Source organism: Spirillospora sp. CA-108201 (genome assembly GCF_050936235.1).
Lineage (GTDB): Bacteria > Actinomycetota > Actinomycetes > Streptosporangiales > Streptosporangiaceae > Spirillospora.
Window position 1 is genome coordinate 4,339,149 of the sequence record NZ_JBNJNE010000001.1, and the last position, 19,871, is coordinate 4,359,019.

Sequence of the window (19,871 nt, forward strand, 5' to 3'; positions counted from 1 at the left end):
CCGCCCCCGTGTGTCACGCATGACTGTCCACGTACCGGGGCGAGCCGCATCCTTTATTTGTCAACCGGTTCGTCGAGACCCCGGTCCGGTCCTCTGGTACTTGCCGATCCGACCTCGCCCGAAACGGTTATGACTGAAGAGTGGACACCGGCCGGTGCGACCGGTGCCGCACCTGGCCGGAATCGGCCGGGTGCCGAAGTTACCGCCAGCCGTCCGCGCGGCCGGTGGCAGGACACGGAGAAGGGTGCACAGTGCCAACGCAAACCAAGGAAGAATTCTACGTCCGGCGCCTCTTCGACGACGACGTCCCCGTGTTCGTGGACGCGACCAAGTACGTCCGGCAGGACCTGCCGTACCCGCTCAGCGCCAAGAAGGCGCTGAAGGCGACCTGCGGGGTGCGCACGGACAACGAGGTCCTGGCCTTCAGCCTGCGCAACTACACCGGCAAGCAGGCCGAGCGGGAGGTCGAGCACGTCGAGAACACCGTCGGCGGGCGGGTGACCGCGCAGAACCAGCTGCGGCTGCGCATGCCGCGCAGGACTCTGCACGGCCTGAACGAGACGGCGCGGGCCCTGTCGGTCGTCCTCGGCGACGAGGTGATCACCGAGCTCGACGGCGACCTCTACGTCCTCACCCTCACCCGCACCGGCAACGAGGGGACGCTGGCCCTGGCCGGCAAGCTGACCAGATCGGAGAGCGGCTTCGACCGCTCCGAGGTCGGCGACGCCGACACCGAGTTCGAGCTCCCCGTCGCGGGGGTCCGGCTGCGGATCTTCCTCCGGTCCCCGGTCCGGGAGCGCATCATCGCCTACGGGTTCAGCGGCTACCTCACCCGCAAGCCCGGTGAGATGGAGACGGTGACCCGGGCGACCGCGCTGGCCATCAACAGCATCCTCGGCCTGGCGACGTTCCGGATGCTGTCGCAGCTGGACCACATCGACGTCCCCGCCGTGCCGCGCGGCAACGCCGTCCGGGCGCGCAAGCCCGCCGAGCGGGTGACCTTCTCGGTCCCGGCGCTGCTGTTCACCGAGGACGGGACCCCGGCGGCCCGCGGCCGCGTCGCCGCCGAGATCGACCTGGACCAGGTGGACCCGGTGACGGGCGGCCTGCAGCTGCACGTCACGGCGGGCGACCAGATGGAGTGGAACCCGGCGGTGGCCGAGACGACGGCGTTCGACGCCTACGAGCGGGTGCTCACCGAGACCATCGGCGCCATGCTCCACTCGGCCGTCGGCGTCGACACGGTGCGCGACCTGGCCTACGACATCATGCTGGGCGATCTCGGGGCGGAGGGCATCGCCCGCCTGCGCGCCGCGACCACCGACCTTCCGGGCCTGGCGGCCAAGCCCAACCAGGCCGAGGTCCGGTCGGCGCAGCCGGCCTCCGGCGTGCCGGCCGCCTGAGCCGGGGCGCGGCCCGGCGCCGCGCCCCGCACCGTTCGTCCGGACCGGTGGCGCCCGAACACCGGCGCCACCGGTCCGAGCGTTCACACCGGTCTCCGCGCGATACGGGATCGTCGCGCGGCGGGTTCCGGCGGCGGACGGGGCCAGGCTCTAGAGTCTCCGTGTAGCGGTCCCCACACTGGAGACGAGCGGTCATGACGAACCCACCGGACCCCGGCCCCCCTCCCCGTCCGCAGGCGCCCGGCGGGCCGGGCGGGCCCTACGGTCCGCCGCCCGGCGGACCCGCCGGGCCCTTCCCCGGTCACGGCCCCGGTCACGGCCCCGTCCCCGGCCCCCGGCCGCCCGGCCCGGCCTCCGGGTACCAGGACCCGCACCAGGGGTGGGCTCCCGCGCCCGGCGGTCCGGCGGGCAAGAACGTGCTCCAGGCGCTGTTCGACCTGAACTTCGACAACATGATCACCACGCGGGTGGTGAAGATCCTCTACGTGCTCGCGCTGATCCCGATCTCCCTGTTCTCGCTGCTGATGGCGGTGTACGGGCTGGCCTGGATGGACGACAGCACGGCGTTCGGCCTCCTGCTCCTCGTCGGGTCCCCGTTCGTGTGGTTCTTCCAGGTCTTCGCGACCCGGATCGTCCTGGAGTTCGTCATCAACCAGTTCAAGATCAGCGAGTATCTTCGGGCCATCAAGGACAAGGGCTAGACGGGACTGCTGTGGGCGAGTTCGATGGCGCCCCGCCGCGGGACACCCGGCGGGACGCCGGGACGACGCGGCGGGACGCGGGAGTGCCCGGGCCGCGCCCGGCGTCGTCGACCCGGCGGGAGGGGCACGGTCCCGGCGATCCGCTGATGCGGCTGCCGGCCGTGCTCGGCGAGCGGTACGCGGTGGTCGCCGAACTACCCGTGCAGGGCGCCGAGTCCGACCTGCTCCTGGTGCGCGACGCCGGCGGCGCCGAGTTCGTGGTGAAGATCTTCCGCCGCGGGTACCGCGCCGACCGCGAGGTGTGGGCGAAGCTGCCCGCGCTGGAGGCGCCGAACGTCCTGCGCATCCTGGAGACCGGGCACGCCGACGGGCGCGACTACGAGATCGCCGCGTACGCGCCGGACGGCAACCTGCGGGCGCTGATGGACGAGGGGCCGCTGTCCGGGGAGGCGGTCGGCGAGGTCGCGGGCCAGCTCGCCGCCGGCCTGCGGGCGCTGCACCGGGCTGGCATCGTGCACCGGGACCTCAAGCCCGAGAACGTCCTGGTGCTGGGCAGGGAGCCGCTGCGCCTCACGATCGCCGACTTCGGGCTGAGCCGGGTCCTCGACCAGAGCGTGGTGTTCGCCTCGTCGTCTCGGACGCTGGCCTACGCGGCGCCGGAGTCGCTGTCCGGCCAGGTGTCCCCGGCGCGCGACTGGTGGTCGCTCGGCATGATCGTCCGGGAGCTGGCGACGGGGCGGGCGCCGTTCCAGGGGCTGAGCGAGACCGTCGTGGTCGACCATCTCGCGACGCGGCCGGTCAGCGCGGACGACGTCCCCGACCCCCGGCTGCGGCTGCTGTGCCAGGGGCTGCTGACCCGCGACCCGCGCGGGCGGTGGACGGGCGAGCAGGTCCGGGAGTGGCTGGACGGCGGCTCGCCGCGGGTCGCGGAGGAGAGCGTCCAGCCGGGCGCCGGGCTGCCGTTCGGGGGGCGGCGCTACGCCGGCAGGAGCGAGCTGGCGCGCGCTCTCGTCGAGAACTGGGACCACGCCGCCCAGTACTTCTTCGGCCGGGGCGAGACCGGCGAGGCGTGGCGGAGCCTTCGGGAGTGGCTCGCGGAGGTGCCCGACGACAGCCGCATCGCGCTCGTCGACGGCCACCTCATGACGACGCTGCCGCCCGACGTCAAGCTCCTGCACCTCGTGCGGTGGCTGGATCCGGCGCTGCCCCCGCACTACCTCGGCCGCCGGATCACCGCCGACGACCTGCCCGGGCTGGCGGGCCTGGCCGACGACCGGCGCCACCCCGACCACCGCACCGCCTGCCTCATCGGGCGCGCGCTGTGGGAGCACCGGCTGCTGCCCGTGCTCGCCGGCTTCGCGGGCGGCGAGGAACTGGCCCGGGTCGACGACCAGTGGCGCGCGCACGTGTCGGCGTGGAACGACCTGGCGCGCTGGCTGCGCGAGCAGGCCGCCTCCCCGCCGGGCCTCGCCGCCCGGCTGCCCGACGCCGGCGCGGAGGAGCCGCCCGCCGTGCTGCTCGCGCTGCTGGCGCTGGCGGCGCGCCCGGAGGAGACCGGGCGGCTGATCGCCAAGGGCGCGGCGCGGGCCCGCGAGCCGGTCTCCGCGCCGGTGCCGTGGTTCGCCTGGATGGCGGACGGGGCGGGCGACGATCCGCTGCGGCTGCTCGCCCTGGCGCGCGCCGCCCCGAGGCCGTCGCGGAGAGCGAGTCGCGGACGCGCGAGCGGCACGCCGCCGAGCAGCGCGACGAGGCGCTGCGCACGCACTGGGCCGACCGCGAACGGCAGCGGCTCGCGGGGCGCGGCAGGGCCGTGGCGAAGGCCGTGGCGCTGACCTCGCCGCTGCTGCTCTTCTGGCTCCTGGGCAGCTGGGTCATCGGTTCGCTGTTCGGCGGCGGCAGCGACGACGGCACGACGTCGGTCGGCCTGCACAGCTCGTCCTCGGGCATCTCCTTCGGCGTCCTGGCCGTCGTGTCCGTGCTCGCCTGGGCGGCGCAGTGCGGCGGTGAGGTCCTGGTGGCGCGCGCGCAGGGCGCGGACTACCTCCCCCACGGGCCGTGGGCGATGCTCTCGGGCGTCCTCGGCGCGGGCGGCCGCGGGCTGTCGACGGCGTCCCAGACGATGTCGGGCGCCGCGCAGCGGACCGGGCGGCGCGGCTGCGGGTGCGTGCTCGCCGCCGCGACGGTGCCGCTGCTGCTCTTCCTCCTCCTGCTCGCGGCGGTGACGTCGATCGCGAGCCTGCTGTGGGTCCTCGTCCTCGTCGCCGTCCCCGCCGCGCACGCCGTCGCGGCCGGGGTGCGGCTGCACCACTGGCGGCAGGCACGGACGATCGGAGGGACCCCATGAGCAGCGGGATCGACGCGGACATCGCGCTGGACGCGGCGGTGGTGCTCAGCCTCGGCATGAACCGCCTGCTCGGAGGCGGCGCGGGCCTGGCCGGGCGCGGCGCGGAGGCGCTGGCCGCGCTCGCCGCCGGGCGCGCCGAGGCGCGGGCGGCGGCGCTCGCCGAGGTCCGGACGCACGAGCGGGCGCTGCGCGAGGCGGTGGAGCGGAGCGCGCGCATCGCCGCGCTCGCCGAGACCCGCGCGAAGATCGGGGCGGACGTTCCGCTGCCCGCCGCGCTCGACCCGGCCGAGCGGTCCGCCGCCGAGCTGACCGCCTGGTGCGCCGCGACCGACCCCGTCCTGGACGAGGCCGAACGGCGCCTCTCCGAGCATCTCGCCGCCCAGGTCGGCGCGCAGATCTTCGGCGTCCCCGCCGAGGGGCTGGCGGCCGACGTCGGGGACGGCGCGCCGCCGCCCGCGGGCGCCGACGTGCGCGAGCACCTTGAACGGATCATGGCGCGGCTGCTGCCCGACGCGCCGGAGGCGGAGCGGCGGGCGGTCGCGGAGGCGGCGCGGCTGCTGGCCGCCGCCGCGACGCCGGCCGACGCGGAGGGCGTCCTTCAGGAGGTGCGGCTGCGGATCCAGGAGGCCAACCGCCGCACCCGGGAGCGGCGGGACGAGGAGCGGCGGCGGGCGGCCGAGCGCGACGCCGCCGAGCAGGCCGAGGCCGAGCGCCGGTACGTCCTCGACTCGGTCACGGCGGCGTTCGAGGACATGGGGTACGAGGTCCGGGCCGGATTCGAGACGCTGACGGCCGACGGCGGCACCGTGACGCTGACCAGGGGCGCCTGGCCCGACCACAGCGTCCGGATGCGCGTGGACGACGCCGCGCACGTGCGCGCCTCGATGGTGCGCGAGCGGCCCGCCGAGAGCGAGGACGACCGCCGGGTGGACGTCGAGCGTGAGCGGGAGTGGTGCGAGGCGTTCGAGGCGGCGCGGGAGCGCCTGGCCGGCGCGGGGATCAGCTCGGACGTGGCGTGGCGGCTGGAGCCCGGGGTGCGTGAGCTGCCCGTTTCGGCGGAGGCACGGCAGACTAGGGGCCGTGTCGGCCAACGCGAACGCTCCCGCGAGCGTCACAAGTGAGGTGTGCGGGGGGCGCCGGACGGAGTGGAGTGACCAGATGAGCATTGATTCGCCGACCCTCGGGGGCCGGCTGCAGGGTTGGCCGCCGTTCATCCGGGAGCTGGACGCGACCCTCTCGGTGCACTCCCAGTACGTCCTGTCGGGCAACCTCCACGACAGCTTCCTCGCGCCGTCCTCCGACGGCGGCCCGGCGGTCCTGCTGCCGCTTCGGGAACTGCTGTGGGAGACGCTGCGCTCCAGCGGCGCGTCCTTCATGGCCGTCTACGACCCGGTGGACGGGCTGCAGATCGTCCCCGGCCCGACCGACGCGTCCGGCGGCGAGGCGGCGTCGGCGGCGGAGTCGCTGCTCGGCAAGGTCAAGGCGGACGAGAAGCCGTCGCTGGAGGGGCTGACGCGGCATCTGGCGGCGATCGCCCGGCCGCAGGAGAACGTCCGCGCCGCGTTCGTGATCGACTCGGCGTCGCGCATCGCCCGGACCCCGACGGACCTGGAGCCGGCCGAACGCGACTTCTTCCGGTTCTGCGTGAAGCTGTCGCGCGGCGCGCGTCCCGTCCGGGTGGCGGGGGCGCGGCCGAAGCCGCTCTACAACCCGGTCATCTGGCTGGTGGAGCGGCCGGGCGACCTGCCGCCGTGGCTGACGGCCGACAACGAGAACGTCCGCGAGATCACGATCCCGCGCCCGCACCTCGGCGACCGGCAGGAGACGGCGCGGCTGCTGGCCCGCGCGTTCGGGGTGGGCGACGTCGGGTCGGACGAGGCGGCCGCCGCGGCCTGCGACGCGTTCGCCGAGCAGGCCGACGGGCTGACCCTCCAGTCGATGATCGAGGTGACCCGGCTGGCGAAGGAGCGCAATGTCGACCTCGCCGACCTGCCGGACGCGGTCCGCACCTACAAGCTGGGAGTACTCGACAACCCGTGGAGCCGCGGGCACCTGCGGCGCCGGGTGCTGGACGGCGAGAAGCGCGTCCCCGAGCGGGTGATCGGGCAGCCGCAGGCCGTCACGAAGACGCTCGACATCCTCAAGCGGGCGGTGCTCGGCCTGTCGGGCGCGCAGGCGACGCGGTCCGGCAGCCGCCCGCGCGGGGTGCTGTTCTTCGCCGGCCCGACCGGCACCGGCAAGACCGAGCTGGCCAAGGCGATCACCGAGCTGGTCTTCGGCGACGAGTCGGCCTACCTGCGCTTCGACATGAGCGAGTTCTCCGGGGAGGGCTCCGGCGACCGGCTGATCGGGTCGCCGCCCGGGTACGTGGGGCACGAGGCCGGCGGCGAGCTCACCAACGCCGTGCGCGAGGACCCGTTCCGGGTGATCCTCTTCGACGAGATCGAGAAGGCGCACCCGCGCATCCTGGACAAGTTCCTGCAGATCCTGGAGGACGGCCGGCTCACCGACGGGCGCGGCAACACCGTCCACTTCTCCGAGTCGATCCTCATCTTCACCTCCAATCTCGGGATGTTCGTGCCGGGACGGGACATCACAGCCGGTGACGGAGCCGCGTACGGGTCCCCGGACCGTGTGCAGAACATCACACCCGGGATGTCCTACGAGCAGGTCGAGCAGCGCATCAAGGGCGCCGTCGCCGACCACTTCACGGCGGTGCTGAACCGGCCGGAGCTGCTCAACCGGTTCGGCGACAACATCGTGGTGTTCGACTTCATCTCCGGCGAGGCGGCGCACAAGATCTTCGATCTGCAGTTCGCGAACATCTGCCGGCGGGTCACCGAAGAGCACCGGCTCGTCCTCGCCGTGAAGGGGGACGCGCTGAAGACGCTCCGCGGATGGTGCACGGAGGCGCTCGCCAAGGGCGGGCGCGGCATCGGCATGGCGCTGGAGTCGCACTTCGTCAACCCGCTGGCGCGCGCGCTGTTCGACCGGGAACTCGTCCCGGACGAGAAGGTCACCGTGACGGGGATCCGGCGCGAGGGCACCATCGTGCACCTGGACCTCCAGTGAGCACGGCCCGTCCCCCCGCGGCCGGAGACGGCGGGTCGCTCCTGCTCGCCAAGGCGCACTACCCGGTGACCACACTCGGCCCCGGGACGCGGGCGGGCATCTGGACGCAGGGCTGCACGCTGCACTGCAACGGCTGCCTCTCGCGGGACACGTGGGACGCCGACCCGGGGCGGGCGATCCCCGTCGACGCGGTCCTAGGATGGCTCGCGTCCCTTCCCGAACCGGTCGACGGGGTGACCATCTCGGGCGGCGAACCGTTCCAGCAGCCGGCCGCGCTGGCGGCCCTGGTGCGGGGGATCCGCGCGTGGCGGGAGACCCGCGACCGTGAGACGATTGCGTTGGACATATTGGTTTACAGCGGATATGTCTTCTCTCGGCTCTCGCGCGCCGCCGCGACGCGAGAGATCGTGGACATGTGCGACGCCGTGATCACGGGACCCTACGTCGACCGGCTCAACCCTGGGGGGAGACACTCCGGGGACGGCTCCCTACTCTGGAGGGGGTCGGCCAACCAGCGTGTCGTGCCGGTGTCCCCCCTGGGACGCGAGCGGTACGGGGCAGTGGCCGGCGTCGGTGACACTGAAGGAAGAGGGCCCCGAGTACAGGTGTCCGTGGACGAAGGGCCGGAGGGAAAGCGGGTGTACTACATCGGGATCCCGCGAAGAGGTGACATGGAGCACCTCTCGTCGAGGCTCGACCGCGCCGGGGTGCGCTCGGGGGATGTGTCATGGCGACCTTGAACTGTCCGGTCTGCGACGAGCCGTTCCAGCCGGGCGACCTGCTCTGCATGAGCTGCGGAGCCAACCTGGCGCGCGCCGGTGGCGGCGCTCCACAGCAGGGCCCGGGCGGGTACGAACCGCAGCGGATACCACCGCCGCCGGGGCCGCAGCAGGGGGGCCAGCAGTACGGCGGCCCGCCGCAGCACGGCCAACCCCAGCATGGGCAGCCCCAGCACGGCCAGCCCCAGTACGGGCAGCAGCAGGGGCAGCCACAGTACGGGCAGCCGCAGCAGCAGCAGGACCAGTGGGGCGCCCCGCAGCAACAGCAGCAAGACCAATGGGGTGCGCCGCAGCAACAACAGCAGCAGCCGGACGCGTGGGGTCCGCCCATGCCCCAGCAGCCTCATGACCAGCACGGGCAGGGGCAGCACGGGCAACCCCAGTACGGGCAGCAGCAGGGGCAGCCACAGTACGGGCAGCCGCAGCAGCAGCAGGACCAGTGGGGCGCCCCGCAGCAACAGCAGCAGGACCAGTGGGGTGCGCCGCAGCAGCAGCAGGCGCCCGACCCCTACCAGCAGCAGCCGCAGCAGCAGCAGTACGGCGCCCCGCAAGACCAGTACGGCGCTCCACAGGACCAGTACGGCGCTCCGCAAGACCAGTACGGGGCCCCGCAGGACCAGTACGGGGCGCCGCAGCCCGGCCCGGCCGACCACCAGTACGGGCAGCCGCAGCACGGCCAGCCCCAGTACGGCCAGCCGCAGCACGGGGGGCAGCCGCAGCACGGAGGGCAGCCGCAGCACGGAGGGCAGCCGCAGCACGGAGGCCAGCCGCAGCACGGAGGCCAGCCGCCGCTGCCGCCGCACGGCCGCGAGGCGACACTGCTGCCGCACGAGCACAACCAGGGCCAGCAGCGCCCGCCCGCGCCCGACAGCACGGCGTTCATGTGCCCGTACTGCGAGGCGGTGCTGGCCAACCCGGGCGCCGCGCAGTGCGACTCGTGCCTGCGCCCGCTGCCGCAGAAGGGCACGCCCGTCCTGCGCGTCCAGTTCCCCACGGGCGAGCTCAAGGTCTCGGTCGGCCAGCACCTGGTGCTCGGCCGGGACGTGGGCCAGTCGCCGGTGGCGGCCACGTTCACGCAGTACGACAACGTGTCGCGGCGCCACTCGACGGTGTGGCTCGACCCGTCCGGGACGGCGTGGGTGCGCGACGAAGGCTCCACCAACGGGACGTTCGTCAACGGCGAGCGGCTCCCCCGCGGCGTGGACGCCCCCCTCCGCGACGGCGACCAGCTCCGCCTGGCCGCCGACGTCACGGGCACCGTCCAGCTGAGCTGACCGGCACACGTCGAAAGAGGCGGCCCCGCGGTTCCGAGAACCGCGGGGCCGCCTCTTTCGGCTTCGGCGCTCAGCCGGCGCGCTTGGTGCGGGCGCGCGTGCGCTCGCGCTCCTTGGCGTCCAGGACGACCTTGCGGATGCGGACGGCGGTCGGGGTGACCTCGACGCACTCGTCCTCGCGGCAGAACTCCAGGGCCTCCTCCAGCGACAGGCGGCGGGGCGGGGTGAGCCGCTCCAGCTCGTCGCCGGTGGACGACCGCATGTTCGTGAGCTTCTTCTCCTTGGTGATGTTGACGTCCATGTCGTCGGAACGGGAGTTCTCGCCGACGATCATGCCCTCGTACACCTCGGTGGTCGGGCCGACGAAGAACGTCCCGCGCTCCTGGAGGTTGGTGATCGCGAAGGCCGTGGCGGCGCCGGACCGGTCGGCGACGAGCGAGCCGGACGGGCGGGTGCGCAGCTCGCCGAACCAGGGCTCGTAGTCCTCGAAGACGTGGTGCGCCATGCCGGTGCCCCGCGTCTCCGTCATGAACTCGGTACGGAAGCCGATCAGGCCGCGGGCCGGGACGAGGAACTCCATCCGGATCCAGCCCGTGCCGTGGTTCGTCATGTGCTCCATGCGGCCCTTGCGGACCGCCATCAGCTGCGTGACGGCGCCGAGGTACTCCTCGGGGATGTCGACGGTGAGCCGCTCGACCGGCTCGTGCTTCTTGCCGTCGATGTCGCGCGTGACGACCTGCGGCTTGCCGACGGTGAGCTCGTAGCCCTCGCGGCGCATGTTCTCCACCAGGATCGCCAGGGCCAGCTCGCCGCGGCCCTGCACCTCCCAGGCGTCGGGACGCTCGGTCGGCAGCACCCGGATCGACACGTTGCCGACGAGCTCGCGGTCGAGCCGGTCCTTGACCATCCGGGCGGTGACCTTGGTGCCCTTCTCGCGGCCGGCCATCGGCCCGGTGTTGGTGCCGATCGTCATGGAGATCGCCGGCTCGTCCACCGTGATCAGCGGCAGCGGGCGCGGGTCGTCGGGGTCGGCGATGGTGTCGCCGATCATGATGTCGGGGATCCCGGCGATGGCGATGATGTCACCGGGACCGGCCTCGTCCGCGGGCTTGCGGGTGAGCGCCTCCGTCATCATCAGCTCGGTGATCTTCACCCGGTCGACGCTGCCGTCGTGGCGGCACCAGGCGACCTGCTGGCCCTTCTTGATGGTGCCGGCGTGCACCCGGCACAGCGCGATCCGGCCGAGGTAGCTGGAGGCGTCCAGGTTCGTCACGTGCGCCTGGAGCGGGGCGTCGGGGTCGTAGGACGGAGCGGGGATCGTCTCGGTGATGACCTTGAACAGCGGCTCCAGGTCCTCGCTGCCCGGCATGGCGCCGTCGGCCGGCTTGTCGAGCGAGGCCCGCCCGGCGCGCCCCGACGCGAACACGATCGGGAAGTCGATCTGGTCCTCGTCGGCGTCGAGGTCCATGAACAGCTCGTAGGTCTCGTCCACGACCTCGTCGATGCGCGCGTCGGGACGGTCGGTCTTGTTCACGACCAGGATCACGGGCAGCCGCGCGGCGAGCGCCTTGCGCAGCACGAACCGGGTCTGCGGGAGCGGGCCCTCGCTGGCGTCCACCAGCAGGACGACGCCGTCCACCATGGACAGGCCGCGCTCGACCTCGCCGCCGAAGTCGGCGTGCCCCGGGGTGTCGATGATGTTGATGGTCAGCCCGTTGTGCAGGACCGCGGTGTTCTTCGCGAGGATCGTGATCCCCTTCTCGCGCTCCAGGTCGTTGGAGTCGAGCACCCGGTCGTCGACGTCCTGGTTCTCGCGGAAGGCGCCGGACTGCCAGAGCATGGCGTCGACCAGCGTCGTCTTGCCATGGTCGACGTGGGCGACGATCGCGACGTTACGGAGGTCGTCGCGCGTGGAGATGGGCATGCGGGTTCGCCTTGCGTGAGAGTTCGGGAGTCGCCGCAGACGTGCGGCCGTATCCATTCTACTTGGCCGTGCGTACCACCCACTCCGAGTCGTTCGTCCCCTCCGTCACACGAACCTCGATTGGCCAACTTTGCGCATCCTTTGTAATCTGCCCGAGATCCGGTCGTCCGAGGCCCCACCCCCCGGGGCTGCGGCCGGAACGCCGAATCTCCCGCGGGGAGAACCGGGGACCCACGTCCTCCGGGGTGAATCGACTCACACGTCGTAGGGCGACTCCTGGCCCGAACCCGTCAGCTAACCCGGTAGGCGTACGAGGAGAGGAGAGCACCGGCTTGGCTCCGGATCCCCATCGGCGGCGTCGCGTCCTGCCCACCGCCACCGCCACCCTGCTCCTGATAGGCCTCGGCGCCACCGCGCCGGACCTCGCCCACGCCGCCCAGCCGTTCCGGCCCGCCTCCGCGCCCGCCGCGCCGAGCCCCACGCCGACGACGGAGAAGGGCCTGCGCAAGAGCCTCGACGCGCTGAACGAAGAGGCCGAGATCCTCACGGAGAAGTTCAACAAGGCCCGCGTGGAGTTCACCAAGGCCCGCAAGGCCGAGCGGGACGCCACCAAGGAGGCCGAGCGGCTGCGCGCCCTCGCCGAGCCCGCCCGCCAGAAGCTCGGCAGCCTCGCCGCCGCGAACTACATGGCCGGCGGCCCCGACGTCCTCTTCGGCTCCGGCACGTCCGCCGAAGGGCTGTCCGACCGCGCCTACCTCGCGCAGAGCCAGGCCACCGCCGTCCTCGCCCTGAAGAAGCAGATCGACCAGGCCGACGCCGCGGAGCGCACCGCGAAGGCGAGGACCGCGCAGGTCAAGAAGACCTGGGACGACGCCAAGAAGACGCGCGAGGCCGCCAAGACCAAGGTCTCCGAGGTGATGAAGCGCCTCGACAAGCTGACCACCACCCACGCCAGCGACCCGCGCACCGGCCTCAGCGCCACCGTGAAGGGCTCGGGCCTGCCCGCGAAGATGGCCCGCAAGGCGCTCACCAAGCTCGGCTCCCCGTACGTGTGGGCCGCCGCCGGACCGAGCAGCTTCGACTGCTCCGGCCTCGTCGTCTGGGCCTACGGCCAGGTCGGCAAGCCCGGCCTCCCCCACTACACCGGCGACCTGTTCGCCATGGGCACGAAGGTCTCCCGCGGCGCACTCCGCTCCGGCGACCTGGTGTACTTCGGCGGCAACCTGCACCACATGGGCATCTACCTGGGCGACGGCAAGTACCTCCACGCCCCCCAGACCGGCGACGTGGTCAAAATCTCCAAACTCTCCGACCGCTCCGACTACGCAGGCGCGAACCGTATTTCTTAGCTTCTTTCTCCTCCTTCGGGCCTGGCGGCCCTCCCGCAACCATCTTGGTCACAGAGTCTGGCAGGGTCGCCGGGATGGCCGTTGACCAGCCGATACGCCGGTTACCCGCCAAGGGGCGTCGGGGGATGACGGGCGAGATCTTGGGGAGTTGGCTCCCTCTCTGGCTCCCGTGGGCTCCCCTGTGCCGGGTCCTAGGGGGCTGTTCGCCCCCTAGGTCTGGTGGTGCTCGACCTGCTGACGAGTGAACCGCCGAATGCCTGGAAGGTGCCGAACCTAGACAAGGCGCAGGGCCCGTACATCACCCTGGAAATGTACGGGCCGTGTCTCTGCGCCCTTCTAGAGAGCTTCAATAGCTGGGGTTACTGATTTGCAGGTGGGTGTGGGCGAGGAGGCTGTTGAGCAGTGCGGGCCGGTGCTGGATGCGTTTCAGGCGGGTCTTGATCAGCTGCATGAGCTGGTCGATGGTGTGCTTGGTGAGGTTGGCCAGGGACCGTTTCAGGTGTGACCACACGCCCTCGACGGGGTTGAGTTCAGGAGCATGGGGCGGCAGGTGGAAGACGGTGAGCCAGTCCCGGGCGGCCAGGTAGCGGCGCATCCGGGCCGAGCGGTGGGTGTTGAGGTTGTCCCACACGACGACGATCGGCCCGCCGAGTTGCTGGTGAGCGGCATCCAGTAATCGGATGTAGTCGCCCTCGTCGAATCCCTTCCTCTCGTGTTTTCGGCCGCGGTAGGCGTGTGCGCGGTAGATCAGCCGGGGATGCTCGCCGGGCTTGATCGCCACGAGCGCGGCCAGCGAGATCCGGTGGGTGCCGCGGGCGGTGACGCGCACCACCGGTGTGCGTCCGCGTCGTCCCCAGGTGGTGCCTTTGGGCGGCCTCAGCCCCTGGCCGGCTTCGTCTTCGAAGCAGATCCAGGCGCCCAGGTCCGCCGCGGTGCTTCCACCGTCGGCCACACCTCCGCCCGCCACCGGTCAACCCGCTGCTCGTCGCGCTCGGCCGCACGGCGGGTCGGCGTCTGCACGCTCCACCCGATCCGGTGCAGCAGCACGTCCACTCCGGCCGGTGTGTAGGAGACCGAGAACAGATCCCAGATCACCTCGGCGATCCGCGCGAGTGTCCACCGCTGGTCTTCGGTCCAGCCGTGCGCGGCCGGGCCGAGATCCAACGCCTCCTCCAGGAGATTCACCTGGTCATCGGTCAGTTTGCATTTCGCGCCGCCGGCTCCCTTGGACGCCAGCGCCGCCGTACCGCCGCTCTGCCAGGCCCGCCGCCACCGGTTCACCGACATCCGCGACACACGGAACCGCCGCCCGATCTGCGCATCTGACAGCCCCACCTCGAACAGCCGGGCCGCCTCCAGCCGCAGCGCCTCCCGCCGCGCCCGCTCCACAGCGGTCAACCCGCCGCCCTCGCCATACCGCATCCACCAAGGGAAACCCGCCCACACCCGACAGGCCAGTCACCACCAAGACACAGTCGGTAACCCTAACTATTGAAGCTCTCTAGCTGTTTCGGGTCGCCCGTTCTTGGGTGAGGATATCGGTGACCTCGGCGATTTGTGTTCGTGGGAAGTGCACTTGTGCCCACGTCGATAGAGACGCACCGTCTTCGTCTGCGGTGATGTAGACGTATGAGTCCCATGCGTCGGGCATCGTCCACCGGTTAAGGCGTTCCCGGAATACCGGATTGGTCCCCACGAGCGACAGGAAAGCGCACGCGTCGGCCTTGGGCATTTTGAGCCACGCTTGCCCGGTGTAGAAATGCGCGTGCCTGCGTCGGCCGGTGCAGGTCTCCCATGCGGCTGCGGGCAAGATAGATTCGCCGAGGTCCTGGCAACAGCCAGCCGTGCGGAGCCTGATTGCCCACAGCGCGCGAATGAGTGGGATCATTTCGGTGTCTATCGAGACCCGGTCGCCTTCGGGCGTAGCCAGTTGCTCGGAGGGGTGCACGTTCGCTAACAAAGACATTCGGTTGCCTCCGACAGATGTCGCCGCACAACTTTCTGAACGGCCGGGTCATTGGCTGGGTCTGGAATCCAGTAGACGCACTGTTGCAAGTACCATTCACTGATCCATACGCGATGCCACCCCCCGGCCCATATCTGCGGCGCTAGTCCGTCTCGCTTCTTCATTGCTTCGAGAGGGCCGCCCGCTTCGACGTAGCGGACGATCAGGTTGGCTAGCGCGTCGGTGTTGAGTGGCTTTGGCGTGTCCTCCCAGGATGCGAGATCGAGTAGACCGGGCCCGGTGAATGCGCGTGCCCAATCGAGCACGTACAAGCCTCGCGGTCCTCTGTGTATCGACGTCGGATGAAACTCGCTGTGGCACATCCCGAACGGCGGAACGGCTGCATCACGAGACCGCCGCCGTGCAACCTTCACGAGTGCCTCTAGCGATTCCCGGATGTCGTCGGTGTCGCTCCATCTGCCGAACCTATGCAGGGTGGTCAATGACGCGAGGGCATCTTTCGGGAGTGCGGCAAGGCGCGCTCGCGATAGACGGGGAAGTGCGCCTTTCGGCGGGCATGCGTGCACCCCGACGGCGACGCGTGCGCCTACCTCTAGTGGCGGGTCTTCCTCGGGATGCTCGCCCAGATCTTGCAAAAGCATGGCTAGGCGGCCGTCGGGAAGTGTGCGTGCCCCAAGCATTTGCGGGACGGGAACGTAAGGAGCGACGTGTTTCAGGGTCGCCGCTTCTTTGGCGAAGAGTGGGGACGCTGATTTGAGGATGACCGTTTGGCCGTCCTTCAAATGGACGCGTTCCACCGATGACATTGCCCAGACGTGGATTGGTTCCCGCCGGATGGCTGGCGGAAAATCGCGGGCTCGTAGCATCGCGGCGAGGACGGGGAAGGGGGCGGACATTCCGCCCGCCCCCTCCAGTCCGGAGTTACCGGCCACAGGCTTCCACCCGCGTGATCCAGTCGTCGCCGAAGTGGGCGAGTTCCCGCCGGAACTCGGTGAGGTCGACGCCGAACGGCACCACAGCGCCGCCCCGCATGTCCGCTTGCGACTGGCACCCGTGAACCAGTCGGCCGCCGAGCGCGGCATTGGCCTTGACCGCCTCGACTCTGCGGGACTCGTCGAACCATGCGCCGTGGTACAACTCGTCGACGAGTTCGGCCTCACCCTGGTTCAGGCCGTAAACGGCTTTGACGGCAATCGGTGCCATCCATGCCGGGCCGACGTTGCTGATGCGCCCGGACAACTCGACCCGGTTGAGGGCCATGAGCGTTGACACCTCCCGCAGCATTCGCGCGTGCACCGGCCGGACGCCGAGTTTCGCCATTCCCGGCTCGGTTGCGATCTCGTCGCGGAAGATCCACGCGTTGACGTGCCACGCGACGCCCAGAACGGCCGCCGGGTCTTCGGTGGTGCGGCCGTAGGTCTGGACGAATTCCAGAGCCTGCTGCTCGATGGCTTCTGTTGTGGTTTCCCGGACGTTGAGCAGGCCCGCCCTGACGTGTTGCCAGTCGCACACGATCCATGAAGGGTTCTCGTACCGGAAGAAATACTTCTCCGGCTGGATCGTGAGGGATTTTCCGTCGACGGTGACACCGTCGATTCGGTTCCACCCCGGGTGGAATTGCTCGGGGAACTCCACCCGAATCGCTTCGTTCTGCTTCATGCCCTCTCCTGGTTCCTGATCGGCTTGACTTGACCGTTCATGTCTTGGCGCTGTCGCGTAATCCATAACGCTGCACACAGGAGGTGCCCGAGCTAACCGTTGAGGTGCAAGCATAATTCGCTTTACACCGTCCCCTCTATCTTATTGAGCACGGACAGGAATTCGACATACGCGCGGATACGCCGGGCTGCCCCGGAAACGTCGTCCATCGAATGATGGTTGAGACTGCAACCCCAGAAGAATCGAGACTCGCCGTCGCGGCCATACACGAACACTCCATTTCCGGGGTTTCCGGTTTCCGGGTCGAGTTCCGTAAAGGCCGTGAAGTACTCATAGTTCCCTTCGCTGGACCTCGTTTGAACGCCCATCTGCGCGAGAGTGTCCCGAAGTGCAAGGAACTCCAGATCTTCGCGAGCCATAGCAATTGCCCTCCCTTCTAGGGAGTCGGGTCGGGGAGTTGCGGGGGGATCAGTCTGTGCGCTTCTAGAAGGAAGTTGATCTCGTGTATGTGGCGTGTGGTTAGTCCATCAGTCGATTCGAGTTGATCGATGGCGCGCAGTTTGAGTACGTGCCCGATCTCCAGTCCCGCCCCGTAGGTGTCGGTAAGTGGCTCCAAAGCGCTGCCGGATAGCCCGAGACAGACCAGAAGGCACCCGTTTGTTAGGGGTGCGCGGAATCGACCGTGCAGCAGGTCGACCAAGGCACGGGCATGCGCTGGTGCCGCGTCCAAGATCTCGCCATGTATTTCGCCGACGAGATCGGGCAGCGCAGCCGTGAGGCAGCCGGGGGCGGTCGCCTCGTTCGGAGCGCGTTCTATCGACGGGGAAGACGGCGGCTCGGGAGTCGCGACGTTGGTTCGGGGTGCCCGAAGCCCTGAGCGTGTCTGTGGGCGCGTCACGGCCGCCGCCCGTGCCCGTGGTAGGCGTCGACCTCCGTCATGCGGGCGGCGAGCGCTTCGGGCGTGACGCCCTCCACCACCCCGCGCCAGGGGTACGGGTGACGAGGCATGCCCCAGTAGTGGCCTGTGATGTGTCCGTACCAGCACACCCACCGGTCGCCAGTCCACGCCTGGAGCTGGGCGGCCGTCGCGTCCTGGGGGAGTCTGCGCAGCAGGTCACTCATAGTCGGTGCCGGGTCGGGTAGGTTGCTCACGGGTCGGAACCTCATTTCCGATCAAGGCCCCGCATTCCGGTGTTTGCACCACCGGGCGGGGCCGCCCTCGTTTGAGGGCCCCACCTGCGAGGTTGTGAAGGCGTCGGGGTACTCACCGTGACCCGAACGGCCTACGATTGGTAGCCGGAGCACAAGCGCGCCGACCGGACAAGACCCCACCCCCAACTTGTACGGAGCCGTACCCCCATGACTTCGCGTATCAATAGGTCCCCTCGCAGGTTCCTTGCTAGAGAGATACAGCGTGCTCGTGAGACAAAAGGGATGACTCGGGACGCATTGGCCAAAGCGATCTATGTTTCTGAATCGCTTGTCCGATCATGGGAGCGAGGCCGGCGGCTACCCAAACCGGACACCCTAAAGGATGTTGAGAAAGTCTTGGGGCTGGGCGACGGAGCCGAGCCGGGGATTCTTTGCAGAATTCGCAACGACCTCATTAACGACTCCGTGCCCGTGGAATGGTTCGGGAGATGGCAAGAGGCCGAGGGGCAAGCCACGTCTCTATGGACAGTTCAACCCCTTCTAATCCCGGGGCTACTGCAAACGGAGGGTTATGCAACCGCCGTATTGCGCGCAGCGAATCACAATGCCGACCTGGAAGAAATGGTCTCCGCGCGTCTTGAGAGACAACGGATTCTGACCAAAGAAGACTCGCCGATGTTCGTGGCCCTGATTGCCGAGGCTGCGTTACGACACACTATCGCCGACCCCAAAGTCATGCATGAGCAGCTTTTGCATCTGGTCGAGATGGCAGGGCGGGACAACGTCATCGTACAAATCATTCCGGCTAGCTCTCACGTCTGTGCCGGTTTCCTGAGTGGGTTCGTGGTCGGGAACCTTGATGGTGGCGATGATGTGGCCTACGTTGACAATCAATTAAGCGGCGAAGTAATCGAGGATGCCGAAGAAGTTACGCGACTTAGACATATGTTTGAGGTCTTCCGCGCGGAAGCCCTTCGGGCGCAAGAATCAATCACATTTATCAAGAAGGTGGCGGACGAACTATGGATGGAACAGGAAACATGAGGTGGCGTAAGTCGTCATACACCGGTGCCAACGGGGGCGACTGCGTCGAACTCGCAGAACTTCAGCAGGCAATCACGGTCCGGGATTCCAAAGACCCAGACGGCCCCGCGTTGACAGTGCCGCGCCGCGCTTGGGCGACGCTGCTGATAGAGGTAAAGCGTGGTCGACACGATTTTTGATGTCGACTTGCCGCCTGTTGGGCACTCGGTTCTGCGCAAAAGATGGCGGCCCGGCTTTTAGATAAACGTAAACGCTCCGCCGATGTTCAGCCATCGGCGGAGCGTTGCGTGTGCGGGGTAGTACTGCTTTCAGGCCCTTGTTTGGGCCGAGGGTTGCTGTATTCGGTAGATTTCCATTGCTACTTGTAGGAGTAGCATGCGTTCATGCCGGGGGCGGCGGAACGTGTCCGGTTGTATGTCGAGGATTCGTGCGGCGGCTTTGCGGCGCGTCTCGACAGTTGTCGCGGTGTACCCAGGCGCGAGGCCGAGGAAGACGGTTAGCGCTTGTGCTCTGTTTCCTCCGATTCGCCGGATGATAATCCGAAGTTGATGCTCGGCTTCCATTGCCCTTTCTTCGATTGGCTTTTCGGATTGCGGGTCGGGCGGTGCCAGTAGGTTGATCAGTGGGCGCGAGTAGACGACCATTTGTGCCGGGTGCATTCCGTGGCGGAGTGCCCGGCGCAGGAGGCCGTAGATTGACGTTATTCCTATTCTGCGCTGACGGTGGCTGGTGGCGGGGGTCGCGCGGCTGTTCATCTTTGCTGTTTTGTTCCTCCCGGCCTGGCGGGGTACGGCTGTGGCTTTGACGGCAAGCTTAACTAACCCCGCTCTAATAGAGATCAAGTTTCTTTTCTACGGCCGGACACACTCCGCAGCGATCATTGACATGAGCAGGTCAGCGCGCGTGGCTGTGGAGTCAGGTATCGCCTGATTGGTCACAGGAGTCACGTGAGTATCAGTTTCGGATACTCGTCAATTGCCTTTCTGGTCGGGCCGTTTGCCCGGCGCGCGTTCTGCTACGGAGCGTGCATATGAGGCGGTCAGTCCGCCTGTCCGGACGTCTGTGACGCCGGTTGGCCCTTCGGGCACGCTCCGAACCCAACTGCGCACGCACCGTTCCGGACACCTCGCGCCGGCACTCCCTGACCTGCGGCGATGCCACATCTAGGCCCCGTCTTCGGTGCCGTGCGCCGTGCCAGATGACA

At 69.3% G+C, this 19,871-nt stretch carries 20 protein-coding genes and 1 riboswitch; of the genes, 11 read left to right on the top strand and 9 right to left on the bottom strand.

The window, feature by feature from the left end; genetic code table 11:
* The first annotated feature begins 251 nt into the window (after positions 1-251).
* The 7 genes from ACQEU6_RS21025 to ACQEU6_RS21055 all read left to right on the top strand — a co-directional run bounded on the left by ACQEU6_RS21025 (position 252) and on the right by ACQEU6_RS21055 (position 8,260).
* Entirely contained in the window at positions 252-1,403 is a 1,152-nt protein-coding gene (locus ACQEU6_RS21025) for a hypothetical protein (protein WP_499334220.1), read from the top strand.
* A gap of 194 nt (positions 1,404-1,597) precedes the next feature.
* On the top strand, positions 1,598-2,104 hold the full coding sequence (locus ACQEU6_RS21030) for a DUF4282 domain-containing protein (protein ID WP_499334221.1): 507 nt from the start codon (positions 1,598-1,600) through the stop codon (positions 2,102-2,104).
* An 11-nt stretch (positions 2,105-2,115) separates the two neighbouring features.
* On the top strand, positions 2,116-3,936 hold the full coding sequence (locus ACQEU6_RS21035) for a protein kinase domain-containing protein (protein WP_499334223.1): 1,821 nt from the start codon (positions 2,116-2,118) through the stop codon (positions 3,934-3,936).
* Positions 3,915-4,448, top strand: a complete 534-nt coding sequence (locus tag ACQEU6_RS21040; RefSeq protein WP_499334225.1) for a hypothetical protein — start codon at positions 3,915-3,917, stop codon at positions 4,446-4,448. Before ACQEU6_RS21035 ends, ACQEU6_RS21040 begins: the two co-directional genes overlap by 22 nt.
* Complete coding sequence (locus ACQEU6_RS21045; protein ID WP_499334226.1) at positions 4,445-5,569, top strand: response regulator receiver protein; 1,125 nt, start codon at positions 4,445-4,447, stop codon at positions 5,567-5,569. The genes ACQEU6_RS21040 and ACQEU6_RS21045 overlap by 4 nt, the downstream gene beginning before the upstream one ends.
* A gap of 37 nt (positions 5,570-5,606) precedes the next feature.
* A complete protein-coding gene (locus ACQEU6_RS21050; RefSeq protein ID WP_499334227.1) occupies positions 5,607-7,520 on the top strand; it encodes an AAA family ATPase in 1,914 nt (637 codons plus the stop codon).
* A gap of 65 nt (positions 7,521-7,585) precedes the next feature.
* The gene (locus ACQEU6_RS21055; protein WP_499334229.1) at positions 7,586-8,260 is read left to right on the top strand and encodes a 4Fe-4S single cluster domain-containing protein; all 675 of its coding nucleotides are present in this window, start codon (positions 7,586-7,588) and stop codon (positions 8,258-8,260) included.
* Here the strand turns inward: ACQEU6_RS21055 and ACQEU6_RS21060 are convergent.
* Complete coding sequence (locus ACQEU6_RS21060) at positions 8,164-9,129, bottom strand: hypothetical protein (RefSeq protein WP_499334231.1); 966 nt, start codon at positions 9,127-9,129, stop codon at positions 8,164-8,166. The genes ACQEU6_RS21055 and ACQEU6_RS21060 overlap by 97 nt on opposite strands.
* A gap of 51 nt (positions 9,130-9,180) precedes the next feature.
* Between ACQEU6_RS21060 and ACQEU6_RS21065 the strand changes: the two genes are divergently transcribed.
* Positions 9,181-9,573, top strand: coding sequence for an FHA domain-containing protein (locus ACQEU6_RS21065; protein WP_499334233.1), 393 nt, complete (start codon positions 9,181-9,183; stop codon positions 9,571-9,573).
* A gap of 70 nt (positions 9,574-9,643) precedes the next feature.
* Here the strand turns inward: ACQEU6_RS21065 and typA are convergent, their stop codons facing one another.
* Positions 9,644-11,497 carry a translational GTPase TypA gene (gene typA, locus ACQEU6_RS21070; protein ID WP_499334234.1) on the bottom strand — a complete coding sequence of 618 codons (1,854 nt, stop codon included), beginning with the start codon at positions 11,495-11,497 and terminating at the stop codon, positions 9,644-9,646.
* Positions 11,498-11,687: 190 nt separating this feature from the next.
* A riboswitch (cyclic di-AMP (ydaO/yuaA leader) is annotated at positions 11,688-11,822 on the top strand.
* Positions 11,823-11,829: 7 nt separating this feature from the next.
* On the opposite strand from typA, the gene ACQEU6_RS21075 reads away from it, so the two are divergent.
* Positions 11,830-12,846 carry a C40 family peptidase gene (locus ACQEU6_RS21075; protein ID WP_499334236.1) on the top strand — a complete coding sequence of 339 codons (1,017 nt, stop codon included), beginning with the start codon at positions 11,830-11,832 and terminating at the stop codon, positions 12,844-12,846.
* Positions 12,847-13,192: 346 nt separating this feature from the next.
* On the opposite strand, the gene ACQEU6_RS21080 is transcribed toward ACQEU6_RS21075, so the two are convergent.
* From ACQEU6_RS21080 to ACQEU6_RS21110, 7 genes are all read right to left on the bottom strand, one after another.
* Positions 13,193-13,813, bottom strand: a complete 621-nt coding sequence (locus tag ACQEU6_RS21080) for a transposase (RefSeq protein ID WP_499331575.1) — start codon at positions 13,811-13,813, stop codon at positions 13,193-13,195.
* Positions 13,723-14,268, bottom strand: coding sequence for a winged helix-turn-helix domain-containing protein (locus tag ACQEU6_RS21085; RefSeq protein ID WP_499331577.1), 546 nt, complete (start codon positions 14,266-14,268; stop codon positions 13,723-13,725). Before ACQEU6_RS21085 ends, ACQEU6_RS21080 begins: the two co-directional genes overlap by 91 nt.
* Before the next feature lie 79 nt (positions 14,269-14,347).
* A complete protein-coding gene (locus tag ACQEU6_RS21090; RefSeq protein ID WP_499334237.1) occupies positions 14,348-14,794 on the bottom strand; it encodes a hypothetical protein in 447 nt (148 codons plus the stop codon).
* Positions 14,795-14,799: 5 nt separating this feature from the next.
* Entirely contained in the window at positions 14,800-15,708 is a 909-nt protein-coding gene (locus tag ACQEU6_RS21095) for a phosphotransferase (protein WP_499340281.1), read from the bottom strand.
* Positions 15,709-15,733: 25 nt separating this feature from the next.
* Positions 15,734-16,471, bottom strand: a complete 738-nt coding sequence (locus ACQEU6_RS21100; RefSeq protein ID WP_499334239.1) for a hypothetical protein — start codon at positions 16,469-16,471, stop codon at positions 15,734-15,736.
* Between the two features lie 122 nt (positions 16,472-16,593).
* Entirely contained in the window at positions 16,594-16,890 is a 297-nt protein-coding gene (locus ACQEU6_RS21105; protein WP_499334241.1) for a hypothetical protein, read from the bottom strand.
* Between the two features lie 475 nt (positions 16,891-17,365).
* Positions 17,366-17,623, bottom strand: coding sequence for a hypothetical protein (locus tag ACQEU6_RS21110; protein WP_499334243.1), 258 nt, complete (start codon positions 17,621-17,623; stop codon positions 17,366-17,368).
* A gap of 207 nt (positions 17,624-17,830) precedes the next feature.
* Between ACQEU6_RS21110 and ACQEU6_RS21115 the strand changes: the two genes are divergently transcribed.
* Positions 17,831-18,667, top strand: coding sequence for a helix-turn-helix domain-containing protein (locus tag ACQEU6_RS21115; protein ID WP_499334245.1), 837 nt, complete (start codon positions 17,831-17,833; stop codon positions 18,665-18,667).
* Positions 18,664-18,846, top strand: a complete 183-nt coding sequence (locus tag ACQEU6_RS21120; RefSeq protein ID WP_499334247.1) for a DUF397 domain-containing protein — start codon at positions 18,664-18,666, stop codon at positions 18,844-18,846. The genes ACQEU6_RS21115 and ACQEU6_RS21120 overlap by 4 nt, the downstream gene beginning before the upstream one ends.
* The last annotated feature ends 1,025 nt before the right edge of the window (positions 18,847-19,871 follow it).

Bases quoted from the DNA above. Each gene is read 5' to 3' on its own strand.
- ACQEU6_RS21030 (WP_499334221.1), top strand. From the start codon at position 1,598: ATGACGAACCCACCGGACCCCGGCCCCCCTCCCCGTCCGCAGGCGCCC.
- ACQEU6_RS21045 (WP_499334226.1), top strand. From the start codon at position 4,445: ATGAGCAGCGGGATCGACGCGGACATCGCGCTGGACGCGGCGGTGGTG.
- ACQEU6_RS21050 (WP_499334227.1), top strand. From the start codon at position 5,607: ATGAGCATTGATTCGCCGACCCTCGGGGGCCGGCTGCAGGGTTGGCCG.
- ACQEU6_RS21065 (WP_499334233.1), top strand. From the start codon at position 9,181: ATGTGCCCGTACTGCGAGGCGGTGCTGGCCAACCCGGGCGCCGCGCAG.
- typA (WP_499334234.1), bottom strand. From the start codon at position 11,497: ATGCCCATCTCCACGCGCGACGACCTCCGTAACGTCGCGATCGTCGCC.
- ACQEU6_RS21085 (WP_499331577.1), bottom strand. From the start codon at position 14,268: ATGCGGTATGGCGAGGGCGGCGGGTTGACCGCTGTGGAGCGGGCGCGG.
- ACQEU6_RS21095 (WP_499340281.1), bottom strand. From the start codon at position 15,708: ATGTCCGCCCCCTTCCCCGTCCTCGCCGCGATGCTACGAGCCCGCGAT.
- ACQEU6_RS21100 (WP_499334239.1), bottom strand. From the start codon at position 16,471: ATGAAGCAGAACGAAGCGATTCGGGTGGAGTTCCCCGAGCAATTCCAC.
- ACQEU6_RS21105 (WP_499334241.1), bottom strand. From the start codon at position 16,890: ATGGCTCGCGAAGATCTGGAGTTCCTTGCACTTCGGGACACTCTCGCG.
- ACQEU6_RS21115 (WP_499334245.1), top strand. From the start codon at position 17,831: ATGACTTCGCGTATCAATAGGTCCCCTCGCAGGTTCCTTGCTAGAGAG.
- ACQEU6_RS21120 (WP_499334247.1), top strand. From the start codon at position 18,664: ATGAGGTGGCGTAAGTCGTCATACACCGGTGCCAACGGGGGCGACTGC.